This window comes from Cupriavidus sp. YR651 (genome assembly GCF_900101625.1).
Taxonomy (GTDB): domain Bacteria; phylum Pseudomonadota; class Gammaproteobacteria; order Burkholderiales; family Burkholderiaceae; genus Cupriavidus.
This window is the reverse complement of record NZ_FMYZ01000007.1, coordinates 349,083-365,589: the sequence shown is the minus strand read 5'-3', so window position 1 is coordinate 365,589 and position 16,507 is coordinate 349,083. Positions and strand designations below refer to the sequence as shown.

The window sequence follows — 16,507 nt, the reverse complement described above, 5'->3', positions numbered from 1 at the left end:
CGAATCCCGTTACCGGTGTAACGGATTGTTTCGCCTTTTTTGCCATGCTTCCGGCGTTCCCTGAATCGCCATGCGCTGCACGGACTGGCGCGGTTTTGCGGCGCTGTTCAAGGGGCGTAGCGGATGCGGTAAATGACGCCGGCCATGTCGTCGCTGACCAACAGCGAGCCGTCGGGCGCGACCTGGACATCGGCGGGCCGCCCCCATGGCTTGCCGCCTTGCAGCCAGCCTTCGGCAAAGACCTCCTGGCGCACGGCGCGGCCATTCTCGTCCAGCACCACGCGCACGATCCGGTAGCCGCTGCGCTCGGTTCGATTCCAGCTCCCATGCTCTGCGATAAAGACGTTGTTTGTCCGGTATTCGGCGGGAAACTGCTTGCCGGTGTAGAAGCGCATGCCAAGCGCCGCCACGTGCGCCCCGAGCTTCGCCACCGGCGCGACGAATGCAGAGCAAGGGTGTTGCTTGCCGAATTCGGGGTCGGCGATGGTGCCGGCGTGGCAGTAGGGGTAGCCGAAGTGTTCGCCGGTGCGGGTGGCGCGGTTGAGCTCGTCATCGGGCTGGTCATCGCCCAGCCAGTCGCGGCCGTTGTCGGTGAACCAGAGTTCATGCGTCGCAGGATGCCAGTCGAACCCCACGGTGTTGCGTACGCCGCGCGCCACCACCTGAAGGTCGGAGCCATCGGGCTTCATCTTCATGATGTTGGCGTAGCGATTCTCGTCGGGTGCGCAGATATTGCAGGGCGCGCCGACCGGTATGTAGAGATAGCCGTCCGGGCCGAAGGCGATGAATTTCCAGCCGTGATGGGTTTCCGTCGGAAAGCGGTCGGTGACCGTCACCGGTTTGGGAGGCTTGTCCAGTTGGGCGTCGATGTTGTCGAGGCGGACGATGCGCGAGGTCGACGATGCGTAGATCGCGCCGTCGCGAAAGGCGACGCCCACCGGCATTGTCAGGCCCGATGCAATGACACGTACCTTCGGGTTTGGCGCCAGCGGCGAAGGCAGCGCGTACACTTTGCCCTCGCCGCGGCTGCCCACGAACAGCGTGCCGGCGGGCGAGAATGTCATCCCGCGCGCGCCGGGCACATCGTCGCTCAGGACTTCGATGCGGAAGCCTGCGGGCAGGCGGATCTGGTCGAGCGGCAAGGCCGCCCGCGCGGGCGGCGCCGACAGGATCGACCAGGCAAGGCCAAGTGCCGCGACGGCACGGACGGCGTTTCCGGGGTGCGGATTGGGGCGCATGACAGCCTCGCTCGTCGGGGTTTTTGCCACGATGCCCCGCCCCGCGTGTTGCGTCAACAGCGCACAGGCTGGAGGGCGCGTCGCGGGAAGGGCCTAAGTGTTTGTTGGGGCTCGGGAATTGGGCTATACTCTTGCGTTTCGTGTTCGCACACCCCCCGTTTTTTCGAGGAATAACCCCATGGTCGTAATCCGTCTGGCTCGCGGCGGCAGCAAGAAGCGCCCGTTCTTCAATATCGTTGCTACCGATTCGCGCAACCGTCGCGATGGCCGTTTCATCGAACGTATTGGCTTCTACAACCCGCTGGCTTCGGGCAAGGAAGAAGGTCTGCGCGTTGTGCAGGACCGCCTGACCTACTGGCAAGGCGTTGGCGCTCAACTGTCGCCGACCGTTGCCCGCCTGGTCAAGCAAGCCTCCAAGGCCGCTGCCTGATTGTTGCGATGACGCGCTGCCATTGATGGCGCGCGACTGACGCACCGTCCACGTGACTGGCAATATAACCGGCCGCAAGCCGCTGAACCGGCCGCAAGCCGCCACGCAAGGCGGGGCGCCTGGCCAGCCGGCCAAATTACCTGCCACGCTGCTGTTCACCGACAGCCTGCCCGACGATCTCGTCGAGGTAGGTTATGTGGGTGCGGCCTACGGTATCCGGGGCTGGATCAAGGTCCTGCCGCATGCCGACGACGCCTCCGCATTGCTCCACGCCCGCCGCTGGTGGCTGCTTCGTGCGCCACAGGCCGGTGTGGTATCGGCGCCGGCCCAGCAGGCCGAGGCGGTCAGCGTCAAGATTGCCCAGTCGCGGGAACATAGCGGTACCGTGGTGGCGCAAGCCACCGGCGTGTCGGACCGCAATGTGGCCGAAGCCCTCAAGGGGCGTCGCGTCTGGGTCCGGCGTGCGGATTTTCCCGCGCCGGAAGAGGATGAGTTTTACTGGGTCGACCTGATCGGTTGTGCCGTGGTCAACGAGCAGGGCGAAACGCTCGGCGAAGTGTCCGGCCTGATCGACAACGGCGCTCACCAGCTCCTTCAGGTGGCGTATACGCTGCCGGACGGTAAGGCCGCCGAGCGGCTGGTTCCGTTTGTCGACGCGTTCCTGCGTACGGTGGACATCGCCGGGAAGCGGATCGTGGTGGACTGGGGGCTCGACTACTGAAGTTGTCCGCCGGGCAGATCGCCTGACGGGCCACCATGGGAGGCGCGGATGCAGTTCGATGTAATCACGCTGTTTCCCGAGATGTTTCGCGCGCTGACCGACTGGGGCATTACCAGCCGGGCGGCCAAGCAGCAGCGCTATGCGCTGCGGGCCTGGAATCCGCGCGATTTTACCGTCGACAATTACCGCACGATCGACGATCGCCCCTACGGCGGTGGTCCTGGCATGGTGATGCTGGCCAAGCCGCTGGACGATGCGATTGATGCCGCCACAGCGGCGCAGTCGCAGGCGGGTGTCGACAAGCCGCACGTGGTGCTGATGTCGCCGCAGGGCGCCACGCTCACACACGAGAAGGTGATGTCGCTGTCACAGCGGCCAGGTCTGGTGTTGTTGTGCGGGCGGTATGAGGCAATCGACCAGCGACTGATTGACCGTCGGGTGGACGAGGAAATCAGCCTCGGTGATTTTGTGCTGTCCGGAGGCGAACTGCCCGCGATGGCGCTAATCGACGCGGTGGTACGGCATCTGCCCGGTGTATTGGGTGATGCGCAATCGGCGGTGCAGGACAGTTTCGTGAACGGCCTGCTGGATTGTCCGCACTACACGCGGCCGGAAGAATACGAAGGTGTGCGGGTTCCCGATATTCTGCTCGGGGGCCATCACGCCGAGATTGAGAAATGGCGGCGTCAACAGGCGCTGGCCAATACCGCGAGCAAGCGGCCCGACCTGATCGTGGCTGCGCGCAAGCAAGGTTTGTTGTCCAAGGCCGACGAGAAGTTCTTGTCGGAGTGGACGGCGAAAGCAGGGCGGGAGTTCGCTCCCGCCAAGTGAAAATCCCATCCTCTGCCGGGGCCCAGGCATGTCCTGGGGCATACAACGCTGGCACGATGGTCAAGGAGAAAAAACGATGAACATCATCGAGCAGATCGAGAAGGAAGAGATCGCGCGTCTCACCGCGAACAAGACCATCCCCGCATTCGCACCTGGCGACACCGTGATCGTCAACGTGAACGTGGTGGAAGGTACCCGCAAGCGTGTGCAGGCCTACGAAGGCGTGGTGATCGCCAAGCGTAACCGCGGCCTGAACTCGTCCTTCATCGTGCGCAAGATCTCGTCGGGTGAAGGCGTGGAACGTACGTTCCAGCTGTACTCGCCGCTGATCGCCGGCATCGAAGTGAAGCGTCGCGGCGACGTGCGTCGTGCGAAGCTGTACTACCTGCGCGAGCGCTCGGGCAAGTCCGCACGTATCAAGGAAAAGCTGGTCTCGAAGGCACCGAAGGCTGCTGCCGCCGAGTAAGGCAACTCCTGCCGTGTCGGGCAACCGGCATGACATGGTTTCGGAAAGGACACCCTCGGGTGTCCTTTTTGCATTGGGGCGCGCGAAGTGTGCGGCGTTGCTCGGCCGCATCAGATCCGCATATCACGGCCATCGCAGGCACCTCACGCTGCTCGTGCTGCACCGCCACATCTTGCGCATCTGTCATACTTGTTGACGTTATGCGCCCCATATTCGATCCAGAAACGCTGCCCGTCATTGAGACGGACGACAGTCGTGCACCGCTTTCCGCGCCCCGGATGCGCCCGGACTTCATCCGGCACCGGCTGCTATCTCCGCCCGCGTGGGAACCAGAACTGACCGATGAATCCCGCGTCTACGACAAGACGCGCGGCCTGCGCGAGGCCGCCGTGCTGGTACCGTTGGTCGAGCACAAGGACGGCCTGACTGTTCTGCTGACCCAGCGTAATGCCAATCTGAATGCCCATGCGGGCCAGATCAGTTTTCTCGGTGGTCGCCAGGAAACCTACGATGCGGATCGCATTGCCACGGCCTTGCGTGAGACGGAGGAAGAGATCGGGCTCGGACGCGATTATGTCGAGGTGCTGGGATCGTTGCCGGACTACATTACCGGCACGGGCTTCCACGTCAGCCCGATTGTCGGGCTGGTGCGCACCGGCTTCACGCTGCAGCCCGACGCGGGCGAAGTGGCCGATATCTTTGAAGTGCCCCTGGCGTTCCTGATGGACCCGTCACGCCACGAGCGGCGACTGCTGCGCTGGGTGGACGGCGAACGGCAGTTCTACGCGATGCCGTATCCACGCGAAGGCGGCGGTCATCGCTTTATCTGGGGCGCGACGGCGGGAATGATCCGCAACCTTTACCACCTGCTTGCTGCCTGAGATCACGGCAACGTGGGGCGCTGCGAGGCGGATGCGACGCGTGAGTGCGACGTAGGTTCGGGGCGCGCGGGGTGGCTTGTCCGCGCGATCAGGCCGCGGCGACGTGAGCGGCATTTGCCGCGGCGGTCGGCCCACAATGGGGGCATTGCTTACCCACTACGTAGTGCGGGTGCTGCTGCTCTTCCGGCGTGACAACGGCCCGGCAGGCAAAGCACTGTACCGGACCCGCCGGTTCCAGCTCGGGATTCAGAGCCGTCCGATAGTCGAAGACAAAGCAGTCGCCCTTGTAGTGGCTACCGCCGACTTCCTCGAAATACTTCAGGATGCCGCCTTCGAGCTGGTAGACGTGGTCGATGCCCACTTCCTGCATATGGATCGCCGCTTTCTCGCAGCGGATGCCACCGGTGCAGAACGACACGACGGTCTTGCCCTCGAGCTCCGCCTTGTGGGCGGCCACGGCCGGCGGGAAATCGCTGAACTTCGCGATGTCGTATTCCACCGCATTCTCAAACGTGCCGACCGCAACCTCGAACGCATTGCGTGTATCGAGCATCACCACCGGGCGGCCGTTATCGTCATGGCCCCGGTCGAGCCAGCGCTTGAGATCCGCCGGTCGCACAGACGGTGCACGACCCGACTCTGGGCGAATCAGCGGCATTTTCATCGTGATGATTTCTTTCTTCTCGCGCACCAGCATCCGCTTGAATGGCTGGTTTTCGGACAAGCTTTCCTTCGGCGCGATATCGGCAAACCGGGCATCCGCGTGCAGCCAGGCCATGAAACCGTCGATGGCTTCGCGCGAGCCTGCCAGGAACATGTTGATGCCTTCCGGGGCGAGCAGGATCGTGCCCTTGAGGCCGGCGGCCTCGCAGCGCGCGCGCATTTCCGGACGCAGGGTCTCGATGTCGTCGAGCGTGACAAACTTGTAAGCGGAAATGTTGACGATCTGCATAGGACGACGGTACCCGGCCTGCGCGGAGGGTCGCGCAGTAACTGCCTGATTGGAAAGGCGAAATTATAGCCTGTCAGGGCGGCCGCGGGCGGGTAATCCCAACTTGGCCGATCGGTCATGCGTGGCGTGTGAAGCCACATGACTTTACGAAAAGTCTCGGTCGCCGGGGCGGGGGGAGCCGGTACAATGGCGCCCTATGTCCGCACCCCGCTTCGTACACCTCCGCCTGCACTCCGAATACTCCATCGTGGACGGCATCGTCCGCCTGGAGGATGCCGTCAAGGCCGCCGCCAAGGATGGCATGGGCGCACTCGCGCTGACCGACCTCGCCAACGCCTTCGGCCTCATCCGTTTCTATAAGGAAGCGCGTGGTAGCGGCGTCAAGCCGGTAGTGGGCGCTGACGTCTGGCTGACCAATGCCGATGACCGCGACAAGCCCGCCCGCATGCTGCTGCTCGTGCAGGACCGCCTCGGCTACCTGAATTTGTGCACCCTGCTGTCGCGCGCATGGCTCGGCAACCAGCATCGCGGCCGCGCCGAATTGGAGCCGGGTTGGTTCGAAGAGCCAGGCGAAGAGGGCCTGCCGCTTGCAACCGGCCTGATCGCGCTATCCGGTGCCATGGGCAGTGACGTCGGCCAGGCGCTGGCCAACGGCAATGAGGACGGCGCACGCCGGGCCGCGCAGCACTGGGCGACCATTTTCCCGCAACGTTTCTACATCGAACTGCAGCGCGCCGGCCTGCCCGGTACCGATGCTTATGTGCAGCAGGCGGTGCAACTGGCGGCAGCGCTGCAGCTGCCCGTGGTGGCCACGCATCCTGTGCAGTTCATGACGCCTGATGACTTCACGGCGCACGAAGCCCGCGTCTGCATCGCCGAGGGCGAACTGCTGGCCAACCCGCGTCGTACCCGCAAGTTCACGACGGACCAGTATTTCAAGACGCAGGACGAGATGTGCGCGCTGTTCGCGGACATTCCCTCCGCGCTGCAGAACGCGGTGGAAATCGCAAAGCGCTGCAACCTGACGCTGGAACTCGGCAAGCCGCGCCTGCCCCTGTTCCCGACGCCGGATGGCATGTCGCTGGACGATTACCTCGTCCTCATGGCGCGCGAGGGCCTGGAAAAGCGACTCACGGTCCTGTTCCCCAATGAGGCCGAGCGCGAGACCAAACGTCCGGAGTACTACGCCCGCCTGGAGTTCGAGACCGGCACCATCATCAAGATGGGTTTCCCGGGCTACTTCCTGATCGTGGCGGACTTCATCAACTGGGCCAAGAACAACGGCGTGCCGGTGGGTCCGGGCCGTGGTTCGGGCGCCGGTTCGCTCGTTGCGTACGCCCTGGGCATTACCGACCTGGATCCGCTCAAGTACGCGCTGCTGTTCGAGCGTTTCCTGAATCCGGAACGGGTGTCGATGCCCGACTTCGACATCGACTTCTGCCAGCACGGCCGCGATCGCGTGATCACGTACGTGAAGGAAAAATACGGCAAGGATGCCGTGTCCCAGATTGCCACGTTCGGCACCATGGCCGCCAAGGCCGCCGTGCGCGACGTGGGCCGCGTGCTCGACCTCGGCTATGGCTTTGTCGATGGCGTGGCCAAGCTGATCCCGTTCAAGCCGGGCAAGCTGGTCACCATCGAGGAAGCCAAGAAGGAAGAGCCGGTCCTTGCCGAGCGCGAAAACAACGAGGAAGAAGTCCGCCAGTTGCTGGAGCTGGCGCAGCGCGTGGAAGGCATGACGCGTAACGTCGGCATGCATGCCGGCGGCGTGTTGATCGCGCCTGGCCGCCTGACCGATTTTTGCCCGCTCTACACGCAGGGCGGCCAGAACGACGGCATGAGCGGTGTGGTCAGCCAGTACGACAAGGACGACGTGGAAGCGGCCGGCCTGGTCAAGTTCGACTTTCTGGGCCTGACCACGCTGACGATCCTCGACTGGGCCGAGCGCTATATCCGCCGGCTCGATCCGTCGAAGGCCGACTGGAACTGCAGCCATATCCCGCTCGACGATGGTCCTGCGTTCGACATCCTGAAGACCGCCAACACGGTGGCCGTGTTCCAGCTGGAAAGCCGCGGCATGCAGGGCATGCTGAAGGACGCCAAGCCTGACCGCTTCGAGGACATCATTGCGCTGGTGGCGTTGTATCGCCCCGGCCCGATGGATCTGATTCCGAGCTTCTGCGCGCGCAAGCATGGCCGCGAGAAGGTGGAGTACCCCGATCCGCGCGTTGAGCCGGTGCTCAAGGAGACCTACGGCATCATGGTCTACCAGGAGCAGGTGATGCAGATGGCGCAGATCATCGGCGGCTACTCGCTGGGCGGCGCCGACCTCTTGCGCCGCGCCATGGGCAAGAAGAAGGCCGAGGAGATGGCCAAGCATCGCGAGCTGTTCCGCGAGGGCGCCGACAAGAACGGGCTGTCGTCGCAGCAGGCCGACGACATCTTCGACCTGATGGAAAAGTTCGCGGGCTACGGCTTCAACAAGTCGCACGCGGCAGCCTACGCACTGCTGGCGTACTACACCGCCTGGCTCAAGGCCCATCATCCGGCCGAATTCATGGCAGCCAACATGTCGCTGGCCATGGACGATACGGACAAGGTCAAGATCCTTTACGAAGACTGCCGGCTGAACGGGATCAAGGTGTTGCCGCCGGACGTCAACGCCAGCGAGTACCGCTTTGCGCCGACCGACGGCAAGACCATTCGCTATGGCCTGGGCGGTATCAAGGGGTCCGGGCAGGGGGCCATCGAAGACATCCTGCGCGCACGCGAGGAAAAGCCGTTCGGCGACTTGTTCGATTTTTGCGAGCGCGTGGACCGTCGTCAGGTCAATCGCCGCACGATCGAGGCGCTGATTCGCGCCGGCGCGTTTGACAGCCTCAACGACAACCGCGGCCAGCTTCTGGCGTCGGTGTCGATCGCGATGGAAGCGGCCGACCAGAAGGCCGAGTCCGCCAACCAGGTGTCGCTGTTCGACCTGATGGGCGATGCCGGCGAGGCGCATCGTCCGGAGCTGATCGACGAACCGCGATGGACGCCCAAGCGTACGCTGCAGGAAGAAAAGCAGGCGCTCGGCTACTACTTCTCGGGCCATCTGTTCGATGCCTGGCGCGATGAGGTGCGCCGGTTCGTCAAGGGCACGCTGGGCGCCCTGGAGAAGGAAGTGCAGGGTAACGGCGGCGGGTATGGTCGCGACGTGCGCGGCAAGGTGGTGGCCGGTGTAATCACTGGCATCCGCACGCAGATGACCCAGCGGGGCAAGATGCTGATCGTGCAACTCGACGACGGCACCGGCCAGATCGAGATGACGGTTTTCAACGAGCTGTTCGACGCCAACCGCCATATGTTCCGCGAGGACGAGCTGCTGATCGCGCAAGGCAACGCGCGTCACGACACGTTCACCGGCGGGGTGCGCTTTACCGCCGAATCGGTCATGGACCTGGTGGCCGCGCGGGCGAAGTATGCCGATGCTGTCTGCCTGGGCTTCAACGGCAATGCATCGACGGAGCGGCTGCGCGAACTGCTGACACCGTACCTGGCCAATACCGCTCGCGCGCCGGGCTTGCCAGTGCGCATCAGCTATGTGAGCAAGACCGCGCAGTGCGAAACCATGCTGAGCGATCAATGGCAGATCACGCCGTCCGACGACGCGCTGGCCAGTTTCCGTATTGCGCTGGGCGACAGCGTGCGCATGATCTATGGCTGATGGCATGACGCATTCCATTTCCGACGTGCGCAAGCAGAGAATCCTGTTTCACCTGACACATTTCCTGCATGGCGGCATCGAGACGTCGCTCGTTTCGCTGCTGTCCTCGCTGGATCGCAGCCGGTTCGAGATCGGCCTGACGCTGACCTATCCGACCGACGCGCTGGAATCGCATTTCCGGGAGCTTTTGCCTGCCGATGTGAAGGTGCATGTATTGGCCCCCGAGCCCTGGCTGTCGCGCTGCCGCCAGCTCAAGAAGGCACGCAAGCTCGGACCGCTCGGCAAGGTCTACGAGGAATTGCTGCTGCCGCCCGTGCGCAAGCCGCTGCTGAACCGGCGCTTCCGCCGCATCGTGGGCGACTATGACATCGTGGTGGACTACGACATGTCGCTGTCGCGCCTGACGGGGCGGCTGCCGGTGCCGATGATCGGCTACCAGCATTTCAGCGTGGCGCACCTGGCGCGCGGTCACCGACGCAAGCTGCGCAAGCTACGGCGGCAGTGCCGGGAGCACTATGACGCCGTCGTGACGTTGAACGACAGCATGCTGCGCGATGCACGCGCGCTGATCCCGGAGGCCGCCGACAAGTTCGTGCGGCTGTACAACGCGATTGACCTCGACAGCATTCGCACCCGGGCGCTGGCGTCCGTGGATGCGCCGACGCAGCCGTTTATCGTCTCTGTTGGTCGCCTGGAGGAGAGCCAGAAGGACTTCACGACGCTGCTGCGCGCCTATGCGCAACTGGTGAAGGACGGCATTGAGGAGCGACTCGTGCTGGTCGGCGATGGCGCATCGCGCGCGCAGCTGGAGGCGCTGGCGGCCTCGCTGGGCATTGCCGATCGCGTGACATTTGCCGGTTTCCAGCCCAATCCGTATGCATGGATTCGCAGGGCCCGGCTGATGGCGTTCAGCTCGAAGATGGAAGGGCTGCCCAACGTGCTGCTGGAGGCCCTGGCCGTGGGGCAGGTGGTGGTGAGCACCGACTGTCCCACCGGGCCGCGTGAGATCCTCGATGAGGGACGTGCGGGGCTGCTGGTGCCAGTGGGCGACGTGCAGGGGCTGGCTGGCGCGATCCGTCGCGGCTTGCAGGACGCCCCGCTGCGCGAGGCGTTGCTTGCGCACGCGGCGCGCCATATCGAACAGATGGGATTTGGTCCGACCGCGCTTGAGTTCAGCGTGGTTGTGGATCGCCTGACTGCGGCTGCTGCCTTGCCTGCTGCTGCAGCAGCCACAGCTTGACGTATTTGTAGTAGCTGGCCTGTCCGTTCATCAGCGCGACCCCCAGCCCCTGTGGGCCGTCGAGGAAACCGCGCCGGAACAGGTATGTGCGCAGGAACGCCCAGCTACCGTGCAGCATGGCGCCGGCCGGCGATGCGGTCTTGCCGCGCTGGAATGCCTGATGGGCGCCCAGCGTCGAATACTGGTCGATCTTGCGCAGGACCTGCGAAAAATCGTCGTAGGTGTAGTGCAGCAGCGGCGTACGCAGATGCCCGACCGTGGAGTCCGTGACGACGTTTTCGTGGACCAGATCGTCCGTGAAGCGGGCCTTGCCGCGGCGGAACAGGCGCGTGATGCGGTCCGGATACCAGCCGCCGTGGCGGATGAAGCGGCCGCAGAAGCGGGAAAGCCGGGGCATGTCATAGGCATCGGCCTGCCCGGCGTCGATGGCGGCCAGGATTTCGTCGCGCAGTTCAGGCGTGACGCGTTCGTCGGCATCGATGGAGAGTACCCATTCGCTCTGGGCCTTGGACAGGGCCAGGTTCTTCTGGGGGCCGAAGCCTGGCCATGTCGTGGTCTCCCAGACCTCGGCGCCCATGGCGCGGGCGGCCTCCACGGTGCCATCCGTGCTGCCGGAGTCCACTATAATCGCGCGGTCGCACCAGGACACGCTTTCGAGGCACTCCCGGATATTGTGCGCCTCGTTTTTTGTTATCAGTACGACAGAGATTTTCATAGAGATGCTTGCAATGGGGTACCGTCAACCGGCGCTGGCGCCACTGGCCAACGTCATCGTTCTTTCGTTTCCCGTCCTGTTGCTGTGCGTACCGCGCGGCGCCGGGGTATTCATCGGGCCCGTGCTGCCTGGCGCGCTGCTGGCCAACCGTCGGCTGGCCGGGGCATGGCGCACCTGCCGCGCGGAATTGCGCCCCCTTGGGCTCGCCATTCTAGCGGTACTCACCGCAATACTGGTTTCTCCCGCGGTAGTCCACGGTAACTGGAACATGCTGGACAACTCCTCGCGCCTGTCGCTGGCGACCGCCGTCGAGGCAAGAAATACTCCCCGCACCGCCGGGGCGGAGTCATCGTGAACGAAAACAATAAATCAACGACCCAGGAAACCGATACCCTAAAACGCGTCTGGGCCTACCTGAAGCCCGAGATGCGGGTCTTCCTGCTGGCGATCCTGGCCATGGGCGTCGTCGCCGCCTGCGAAGGGATTATCCCGAAGGTCGTCAACGACCTGCTCGACAAGGGCTTTGGTGGCGCCTATGCGGGCAAGCTCTGGCATGTGCCGGCATTGCTGACCGGCGTGGCGCTGGTGCGCGGCGTGTCGCAATTCGCCTCCGGCTTCCTGCTCGCACAGATTTCCAACCGCGTGCTGCTGAGGATGCGGATGCAGATGTTCAGCCGCATGCTGCAAGCGCCCGCGCTCTTCTATCACCGCAATACGGCCGCGTCCCTGATCAATGCGGTGATCTTCGAGGTCAACCAGGTGCTGCAGATCCTGACCGGCGTGCTGATCACGCTGGTACGCGATTCGCTGACCGTGGTGGCGCTGCTGATCTACCTGTTCTATACCAACTGGCGTCTGACACTGGTGGTGGCGGTGCTGTTGCCGGTGATCGGCTTCATCATGTCGAGGGTGAACCGCCGGCTGCGGCGGCTCAACCGCGATCATCAGGCGCTGACCAACACGGCCGCCTATGTGGTCGAAGAAGCCGCGGGTGGCTACAAGGTCGTCAAGCTGCATGGTGGCGAGACCTATGAGTTGTCCCGCTTCGAGGCCATGGCTGAACGCCTGCGCGGCTATTCGATGCGCATGGCGGTGGCTGGCGGGCTCAACCAGCCGGTGACGGCATTCCTGGCGGCGCTGGCGCTGTCCGTGATCCTGACCATCGCCATGGTCCAGGCCCAGGGTAACCAGACCACGGTGGGTGGCTTCACCGGTTTCGTGATGGCGATGCTGCTGCTGATCTCGCCGCTGAAGCACCTGACCGACCTGAATCAGCCTCTCCAGCGCGGCCTGACCGCCGCCGAGATGATCTTCGGGCTGATCGACGAACCGATCGAGCCGCAGACCGGCGGCCTGCCGCTGGACCGTGCTCAGGGCGACCTCGTCTTCAACGATGTTGGTTTCCGCTATGGCGATGCCGGACGTCCCGCGCTGAACCACGTCAGCTTCCGCGCGGCGCCCGGCGAGGTGGTGGCACTGGTTGGCCCGTCCGGCAGCGGCAAGACCACGCTGGTCAACCTGGTGCCGCGCTTCTTCGATCCGACCGAAGGGCGGATCCTGCTGGATGGCCAGTCGATCGACAAGATCGCACTGGTCGACCTGCGCCGCCAGATCGCCTTCGTAAGCCAGGATGTGGTGCTGTTCAACGACACCGTCGCGGCGAACGTGGCGTATGGCGTGCATTCGCACGAGCAGATCGATATGGCGCGCGTCGAGCGGGCGCTGGCGGCGGCGTACCTGACCGAAGTGGTCAAGGGACTGCCGGAAGGTCTGGAGACCAATATCGGCGACAACGGCATGAAACTCTCGGGTGGCCAGCGGCAGCGTCTGGCCATCGCGCGCGCGATCTACAAGGACGCGCCGATCCTGATCCTCGATGAAGCCACGTCGGCGCTCGATTCCGAATCCGAACGCCAGGTGCAGGCCGCGCTGGAATCGCTGATGGTGGGCCGGACCACACTGGTCATCGCCCACCGCTTGTCGACGATCGAGAACGCCGACCGGATCGTTGTGCTGGAGCATGGCCGCGTGGCCGAGCACGGCACGCACGCCGAACTGCTGGCGGCTAGCGGTCTCTACGCTGGCCTGCACCGTATCCAGTTCGCGACGCAGGACTAGGGGCTTCCCGTCAGGCTTTCGCGGCCGCGGCGCGCCTGCCGCGGCCGGGCATGTACCAACAGGGGGATACACCCCGAGGAGACAGCATGACCCACGCCCATCCCCCGATCAGCCGCTACCCGGTTCCCGCCATCAAGGATCTGCCGGACGATATCCGCCAGCGCATTCTCGAGGTCCAGGAGAAGGCCGGCTTTGTCCCCAACGTCTTCCTTGCCCTGGCCCATCGGCCGGACGAGTGCCGTGCGTTCTTTGCCTATCACGACGCGCTGATGCTCAAGGAGACGGGCTCGCTGACCAAGGGCGACCGCGAAATGATCGTGGTCACCACGTCGGGCGCCAACCAGTGCCTCTACTGCGTGGTGGCCCATGGCGCGATCCTGCGGATCTACGAGAAGAAGCCGCTCGTTGCGGATCAGGTTGCCGTCAACTATCGCAAGGCGGATATTTCACCGCGCCAGCGCGCGATGCTCGATTTCGCGATGAAGGTCTGCCAGTCGTCCCACGAGATCAGCGAAGCCGACTTTGACGCACTGCGCACGCACGGCTTCGACGACGAGGATGCCTGGGATATTGCCGCCATCACCGCGTTCTTCGGCCTGTCGAATCGGATGGCCAACACCATCGGCATGCGGCCGAACGACGAGTTCTTCCTGATGGGGCGCGTGCCCAAGGCAAAGTAGCCTGCCACGGCCAAAAGCCGGCGACGGCCGGTGACTGGCGAAGTCCTCGGCCGCCGGCGCCGGCGTCAGCGTATTTCCGCGCAGGCGCCGCTCTTCGGATCGAACAGGACTGGCCACGCCTGCTCATAGATGCCAGGCGTGCAATGCTTCTCGCAACTGGCGTGGGCCAGCGTGATGCGCCGTGGGTCTTGCCAGACCATCAGCTTGCAACCGCTGCCGTCCACGGCGTGCAGTTCGATGTGTGGCGTCTGCTGTACCTGCTTGAATTCATCGAGATCGAAGTGGCAGGACCCCCTCCGGGACACCCAGAGTTTCCACGTGAGCGTCTGCACGGAATTGTGCGATACGCGCACCATCGCCTCCTCGCGGAAGCCGTCTTCCTCGGTGCGCTTGCAAGCGGCGGAAATATGGATCTCATGCGGCACGATAGGCGTGGCGCGGGCCACTGGCGGTGGCGGTGGATACGATCTGGACGCGGCAGGTGGTTCCTGCGCCGGCGGGGGACGATTGACCAGCATGGGCGGCACGCACGCCGCGCACAAAAAAATAGCCAGCATGGCTGGCAGGATTGGCGTGAACGGCATGCTGGCTCCTCGATACGACACGGGCGTCATGGCATGTAGACGGACCGTCCCTTCAGTGTAGGGGATGGGTATCCGAAGGCGAGCCGCATGTGATTGGGACAAGTCCTAAGTACGCGCCGGCTGGCGATGACTATATTCAGAGAATGTGGTCGCTACACGCGTTCCAGCGCGCGATGCGGCAGCGCTGGCAGCACCGTTTCGATCACATCGCCAGGGCGCACCATGCCGCCCGCCAGCACCACTCCCATCACGCCCGCCTTGCGCACGAGTGCCTCCAGCGCATCCCGATACACCAGCTGCCGGAGCAGTCCCTTTCGGAACTGGTCGATCTGCACGCACGGATTGCGCAGGCCAGTGATTTCGATCTCGGCCGTGCCGATGTGTAGCCGTGTGCCCGTGGGCAGGCGCAGCAGATCGATTCCTTGCGTGGTGATGTTCTCGCCCAGTTCCCCGTAGCCGACGTCGAAGCCTGCCTCCGCCAGCGCGGCGTGCAGTTCCGCGTGGATCAGGTGGACCTGGCGCAGGTTCGGCTGGGTCGGATCGACGGCCACGCGTGAGCGATGCTGCACGGTGACGCCCGCGTGGGCATCGCCTTCCACCCCAAGTCCGGCGAGGAGCCGGATGGCATCCTCGCGCGGTTTGCTGAACCCGTGGGCCGGGCTGCGGCTGACGGCGACAACACGTACCCCGGCACCCACAGGCGCGTCCACGAGCCCCGTCGACATCTCAGGCCACCTCGCGCACAGCTTCACGCGGCGCCGCGTGTGCGGCCGCATGCTGCACCGCCGGGTAGCCCGCTGCAAAGACGAGCCGGCCGGCGGACCACGTATGCGTGACCAACGGCTGGCCCGCCACGCTGGCCACGGCGATCACGTCGGCGCGGGCGCCTGGCACCAGTCGCCCGCGATCCGACAGCAGGCAGGCGTCGGCCGGGTTGGCCGTGACCAGCGCCAGCGCCTTGTTGAGCGGCAACCCGGCCAGACGCGCGGCGGCGAAGGCTGCAGCAATCAGCGTCGACGGCTGGTAGTCCGAGCAGAGGATGTTGCCCACGCCGGCATGGATCGCATCGATCGCACGCATCGACCCGCTCTGGCTCTTGCCGCGCAGTACGTTGGGCGCGCCGAGGATCGTCGGCAGCGCATGGGTCGAAGCGGCCTGCGCGGTTTCGACGTTGATCGGGAACTCGCTCATGCGCACGCCCAGTGCGTGCATGGCAGCGATGCGCTGCGGGGAGTCGTCGTCGTGGCTCGCCGTGGGAATGCCCAGCGCGTGTGCCTTTGCCACCAGCCGGTTCACGCGTTCATGCGCGCCGTCGAGCTCGGCGGTCTTCTTTGTCGCGGCATCGGCGGCTTCCTGGCGGCTCATGCCGTGGTTGCCCATCATGTACGACAGATAGGCATCCAGTGTCTTGAACTGGCCCTGGCCGGGCGAGTGATCCATCACGGACAGCAGGTCGACCACGCCTTCTTCCATCAGCATCTCCAGCACCGGCACGGCGGCGGCGTCGGTGACTTCATAGCGGCAGTGGATGCGATTGTCGACGAGGCTGTGTTCGCGATATCCGGACACGGTGCGCACCAGCGTGGCCGCAGTGTCGTTGTTGCGCACGCCAAACTGATTGCTGGCGAACGACAGCGCGTGGTACGGCGTGGTGATGCCGGCCGCGGCGTTGCGGCGATCCACCTGTGCCACGGCGAAGTCCAGCGGGAACAGCACGTTGGCGCGCGGCTCGGCTTCCTTTTCGATGGCGTCGCAATGCACGTCGATCAGGCCCGGCATTACGGTATGGCCGCGAAGGTCGATCACGGTGGCGTGGGCGGGCACCGCGGAGGGTGCGGGTTCGATGGCGGCGATGCGGCCGTCGTCGATCAGCAGTGCGCTGTCTTGCAGCACGCGGTCGGGCAGCACCAGCGTGGCGTGCGTCAGATAGGTAGCAGACATGTCC

General features: G+C 64.6%; 16 protein-coding genes. 10 read left to right on the top strand and 6 right to left on the bottom strand.

All coding sequences use genetic code 11. The features are described from left to right. Positions 1-107: 107 nt before the first annotated feature. On the bottom strand, positions 108-1,238 hold the full coding sequence (locus BLR29_RS20920; protein WP_092139090.1) for a PQQ-dependent sugar dehydrogenase: 1,131 nt from the start codon (positions 1,236-1,238) through the stop codon (positions 108-110). A 178-nt stretch (positions 1,239-1,416) separates the two neighbouring features. On the opposite strand from BLR29_RS20920, the gene rpsP reads away from it, so the two are divergent. The 5 genes from rpsP (at position 1,417) to BLR29_RS20895 (ending at position 4,567) form a co-directional block, all read left to right on the top strand. Beyond that, complete coding sequence (gene rpsP, locus BLR29_RS20915) at positions 1,417-1,668, top strand: 30S ribosomal protein S16 (RefSeq protein WP_092139088.1); 252 nt, start codon at positions 1,417-1,419, stop codon at positions 1,666-1,668. 52 nt (positions 1,669-1,720) lie between these two features. Next, positions 1,721-2,389, top strand: a complete 669-nt coding sequence (gene rimM / locus BLR29_RS20910; protein WP_092139086.1) for a ribosome maturation factor RimM — start codon at positions 1,721-1,723, stop codon at positions 2,387-2,389. Between the two features lie 48 nt (positions 2,390-2,437). Next, positions 2,438-3,220 (top strand): tRNA (guanosine(37)-N1)-methyltransferase TrmD, encoded by a 783-nt coding sequence (trmD, locus tag BLR29_RS20905; protein WP_092139084.1) that lies wholly within the window; start codon positions 2,438-2,440, stop codon positions 3,218-3,220. A 76-nt stretch (positions 3,221-3,296) separates the two neighbouring features. Then, positions 3,297-3,686, top strand: coding sequence for a 50S ribosomal protein L19 (gene rplS / locus BLR29_RS20900; protein WP_092139082.1), 390 nt, complete (start codon positions 3,297-3,299; stop codon positions 3,684-3,686). Between the two features lie 200 nt (positions 3,687-3,886). After that, on the top strand, positions 3,887-4,567 hold the full coding sequence (locus BLR29_RS20895) for a CoA pyrophosphatase (RefSeq protein WP_092139081.1): 681 nt from the start codon (positions 3,887-3,889) through the stop codon (positions 4,565-4,567). An 88-nt stretch (positions 4,568-4,655) separates the two neighbouring features. Here the strand turns inward: BLR29_RS20895 and BLR29_RS20890 are convergent, their stop codons facing one another. After that, positions 4,656-5,519 (bottom strand): sulfurtransferase, encoded by an 864-nt coding sequence (locus tag BLR29_RS20890; protein WP_092139079.1) that lies wholly within the window; start codon positions 5,517-5,519, stop codon positions 4,656-4,658. Positions 5,520-5,715: 196 nt separating this feature from the next. Between BLR29_RS20890 and dnaE the strand changes: the two genes are divergently transcribed. Next, positions 5,716-9,225: a DNA polymerase III subunit alpha gene (gene dnaE / locus BLR29_RS20885; protein ID WP_092139077.1), complete on the top strand. Its 3,510-nt coding sequence runs from the start codon at positions 5,716-5,718 to the stop codon at positions 9,223-9,225. A 4-nt stretch (positions 9,226-9,229) separates the two neighbouring features. Beyond that, positions 9,230-10,465 (top strand): glycosyltransferase, encoded by a 1,236-nt coding sequence (locus tag BLR29_RS20880; RefSeq protein WP_255371337.1) that lies wholly within the window; start codon positions 9,230-9,232, stop codon positions 10,463-10,465. On the opposite strand, the gene BLR29_RS20875 is transcribed toward BLR29_RS20880, so the two are convergent. Next, a complete protein-coding gene (locus BLR29_RS20875; RefSeq protein ID WP_092139075.1) occupies positions 10,398-11,180 on the bottom strand; it encodes a glycosyltransferase family 2 protein in 783 nt (260 codons plus the stop codon). The two genes, BLR29_RS20880 and BLR29_RS20875, sit on opposite strands and share 68 nt — an antisense overlap. Positions 11,181-11,193: 13 nt before the next feature. On the opposite strand from BLR29_RS20875, the gene BLR29_RS20870 reads away from it, so the two are divergent. The 3 genes from BLR29_RS20870 to BLR29_RS20860 all read left to right on the top strand — a co-directional run bounded on the left by BLR29_RS20870 (position 11,194) and on the right by BLR29_RS20860 (position 13,978). Further along, the gene (locus BLR29_RS20870) at positions 11,194-11,535 is read left to right on the top strand and encodes a hypothetical protein (protein WP_143018488.1); all 342 of its coding nucleotides are present in this window, start codon (positions 11,194-11,196) and stop codon (positions 11,533-11,535) included. Continuing rightward, the gene (gene msbA / locus BLR29_RS20865) at positions 11,532-13,298 is read left to right on the top strand and encodes a lipid A export permease/ATP-binding protein MsbA (RefSeq protein ID WP_092139071.1); all 1,767 of its coding nucleotides are present in this window, start codon (positions 11,532-11,534) and stop codon (positions 13,296-13,298) included. The genes BLR29_RS20870 and msbA overlap by 4 nt, the downstream gene beginning before the upstream one ends. Before the next feature lie 86 nt (positions 13,299-13,384). Then, a complete protein-coding gene (locus tag BLR29_RS20860; RefSeq protein WP_092139069.1) occupies positions 13,385-13,978 on the top strand; it encodes a peroxidase-related enzyme in 594 nt (197 codons plus the stop codon). 65 nt (positions 13,979-14,043) lie between these two features. On the opposite strand, the gene BLR29_RS20855 is transcribed toward BLR29_RS20860, so the two are convergent. The 3 genes from BLR29_RS20855 to BLR29_RS20845 all read right to left on the bottom strand — a co-directional run bounded on the left by BLR29_RS20855 (position 14,044) and on the right by BLR29_RS20845 (position 16,503). Next, complete coding sequence (locus BLR29_RS20855; protein ID WP_092139067.1) at positions 14,044-14,562, bottom strand: hypothetical protein; 519 nt, start codon at positions 14,560-14,562, stop codon at positions 14,044-14,046. 152 nt (positions 14,563-14,714) lie between these two features. After that, complete coding sequence (locus BLR29_RS20850; protein WP_092139066.1) at positions 14,715-15,287, bottom strand: MOSC domain-containing protein; 573 nt, start codon at positions 15,285-15,287, stop codon at positions 14,715-14,717. A 1-nt stretch (position 15,288) separates the two neighbouring features. After that, complete coding sequence (locus tag BLR29_RS20845; protein ID WP_092139064.1) at positions 15,289-16,503, bottom strand: alpha-D-ribose 1-methylphosphonate 5-triphosphate diphosphatase; 1,215 nt, start codon at positions 16,501-16,503, stop codon at positions 15,289-15,291. Positions 16,504-16,507 lie beyond the last annotated feature (4 nt).

Coding starts and splice junctions, on each gene's coding strand:
- BLR29_RS20920 (WP_092139090.1), bottom strand. CDS start 1,238: ATGCGCCCCAATCCGCACCCCGGAAACGCCGTCCGTGCCGTCGCGGCA.
- rpsP (WP_092139088.1), top strand. CDS start 1,417: ATGGTCGTAATCCGTCTGGCTCGCGGCGGCAGCAAGAAGCGCCCGTTC.
- trmD (WP_092139084.1), top strand. CDS start 2,438: ATGCAGTTCGATGTAATCACGCTGTTTCCCGAGATGTTTCGCGCGCTG.
- rplS (WP_092139082.1), top strand. CDS start 3,297: ATGAACATCATCGAGCAGATCGAGAAGGAAGAGATCGCGCGTCTCACC.
- BLR29_RS20895 (WP_092139081.1), top strand. CDS start 3,887: ATGCGCCCCATATTCGATCCAGAAACGCTGCCCGTCATTGAGACGGAC.
- BLR29_RS20890 (WP_092139079.1), bottom strand. CDS start 5,519: ATGCAGATCGTCAACATTTCCGCTTACAAGTTTGTCACGCTCGACGAC.
- dnaE (WP_092139077.1), top strand. CDS start 5,716: ATGTCCGCACCCCGCTTCGTACACCTCCGCCTGCACTCCGAATACTCC.
- BLR29_RS20880 (WP_255371337.1), top strand. CDS start 9,230: ATGACGCATTCCATTTCCGACGTGCGCAAGCAGAGAATCCTGTTTCAC.
- BLR29_RS20875 (WP_092139075.1), bottom strand. CDS start 11,180: ATGAAAATCTCTGTCGTACTGATAACAAAAAACGAGGCGCACAATATC.
- BLR29_RS20870 (WP_143018488.1), top strand. CDS start 11,194: ATGGGGTACCGTCAACCGGCGCTGGCGCCACTGGCCAACGTCATCGTT.
- BLR29_RS20860 (WP_092139069.1), top strand. CDS start 13,385: ATGACCCACGCCCATCCCCCGATCAGCCGCTACCCGGTTCCCGCCATC.
- BLR29_RS20855 (WP_092139067.1), bottom strand. CDS start 14,562: ATGCCGTTCACGCCAATCCTGCCAGCCATGCTGGCTATTTTTTTGTGC.
- BLR29_RS20850 (WP_092139066.1), bottom strand. CDS start 15,287: ATGTCGACGGGGCTCGTGGACGCGCCTGTGGGTGCCGGGGTACGTGTT.
- BLR29_RS20845 (WP_092139064.1), bottom strand. CDS start 16,503: ATGTCTGCTACCTATCTGACGCACGCCACGCTGGTGCTGCCCGACCGC.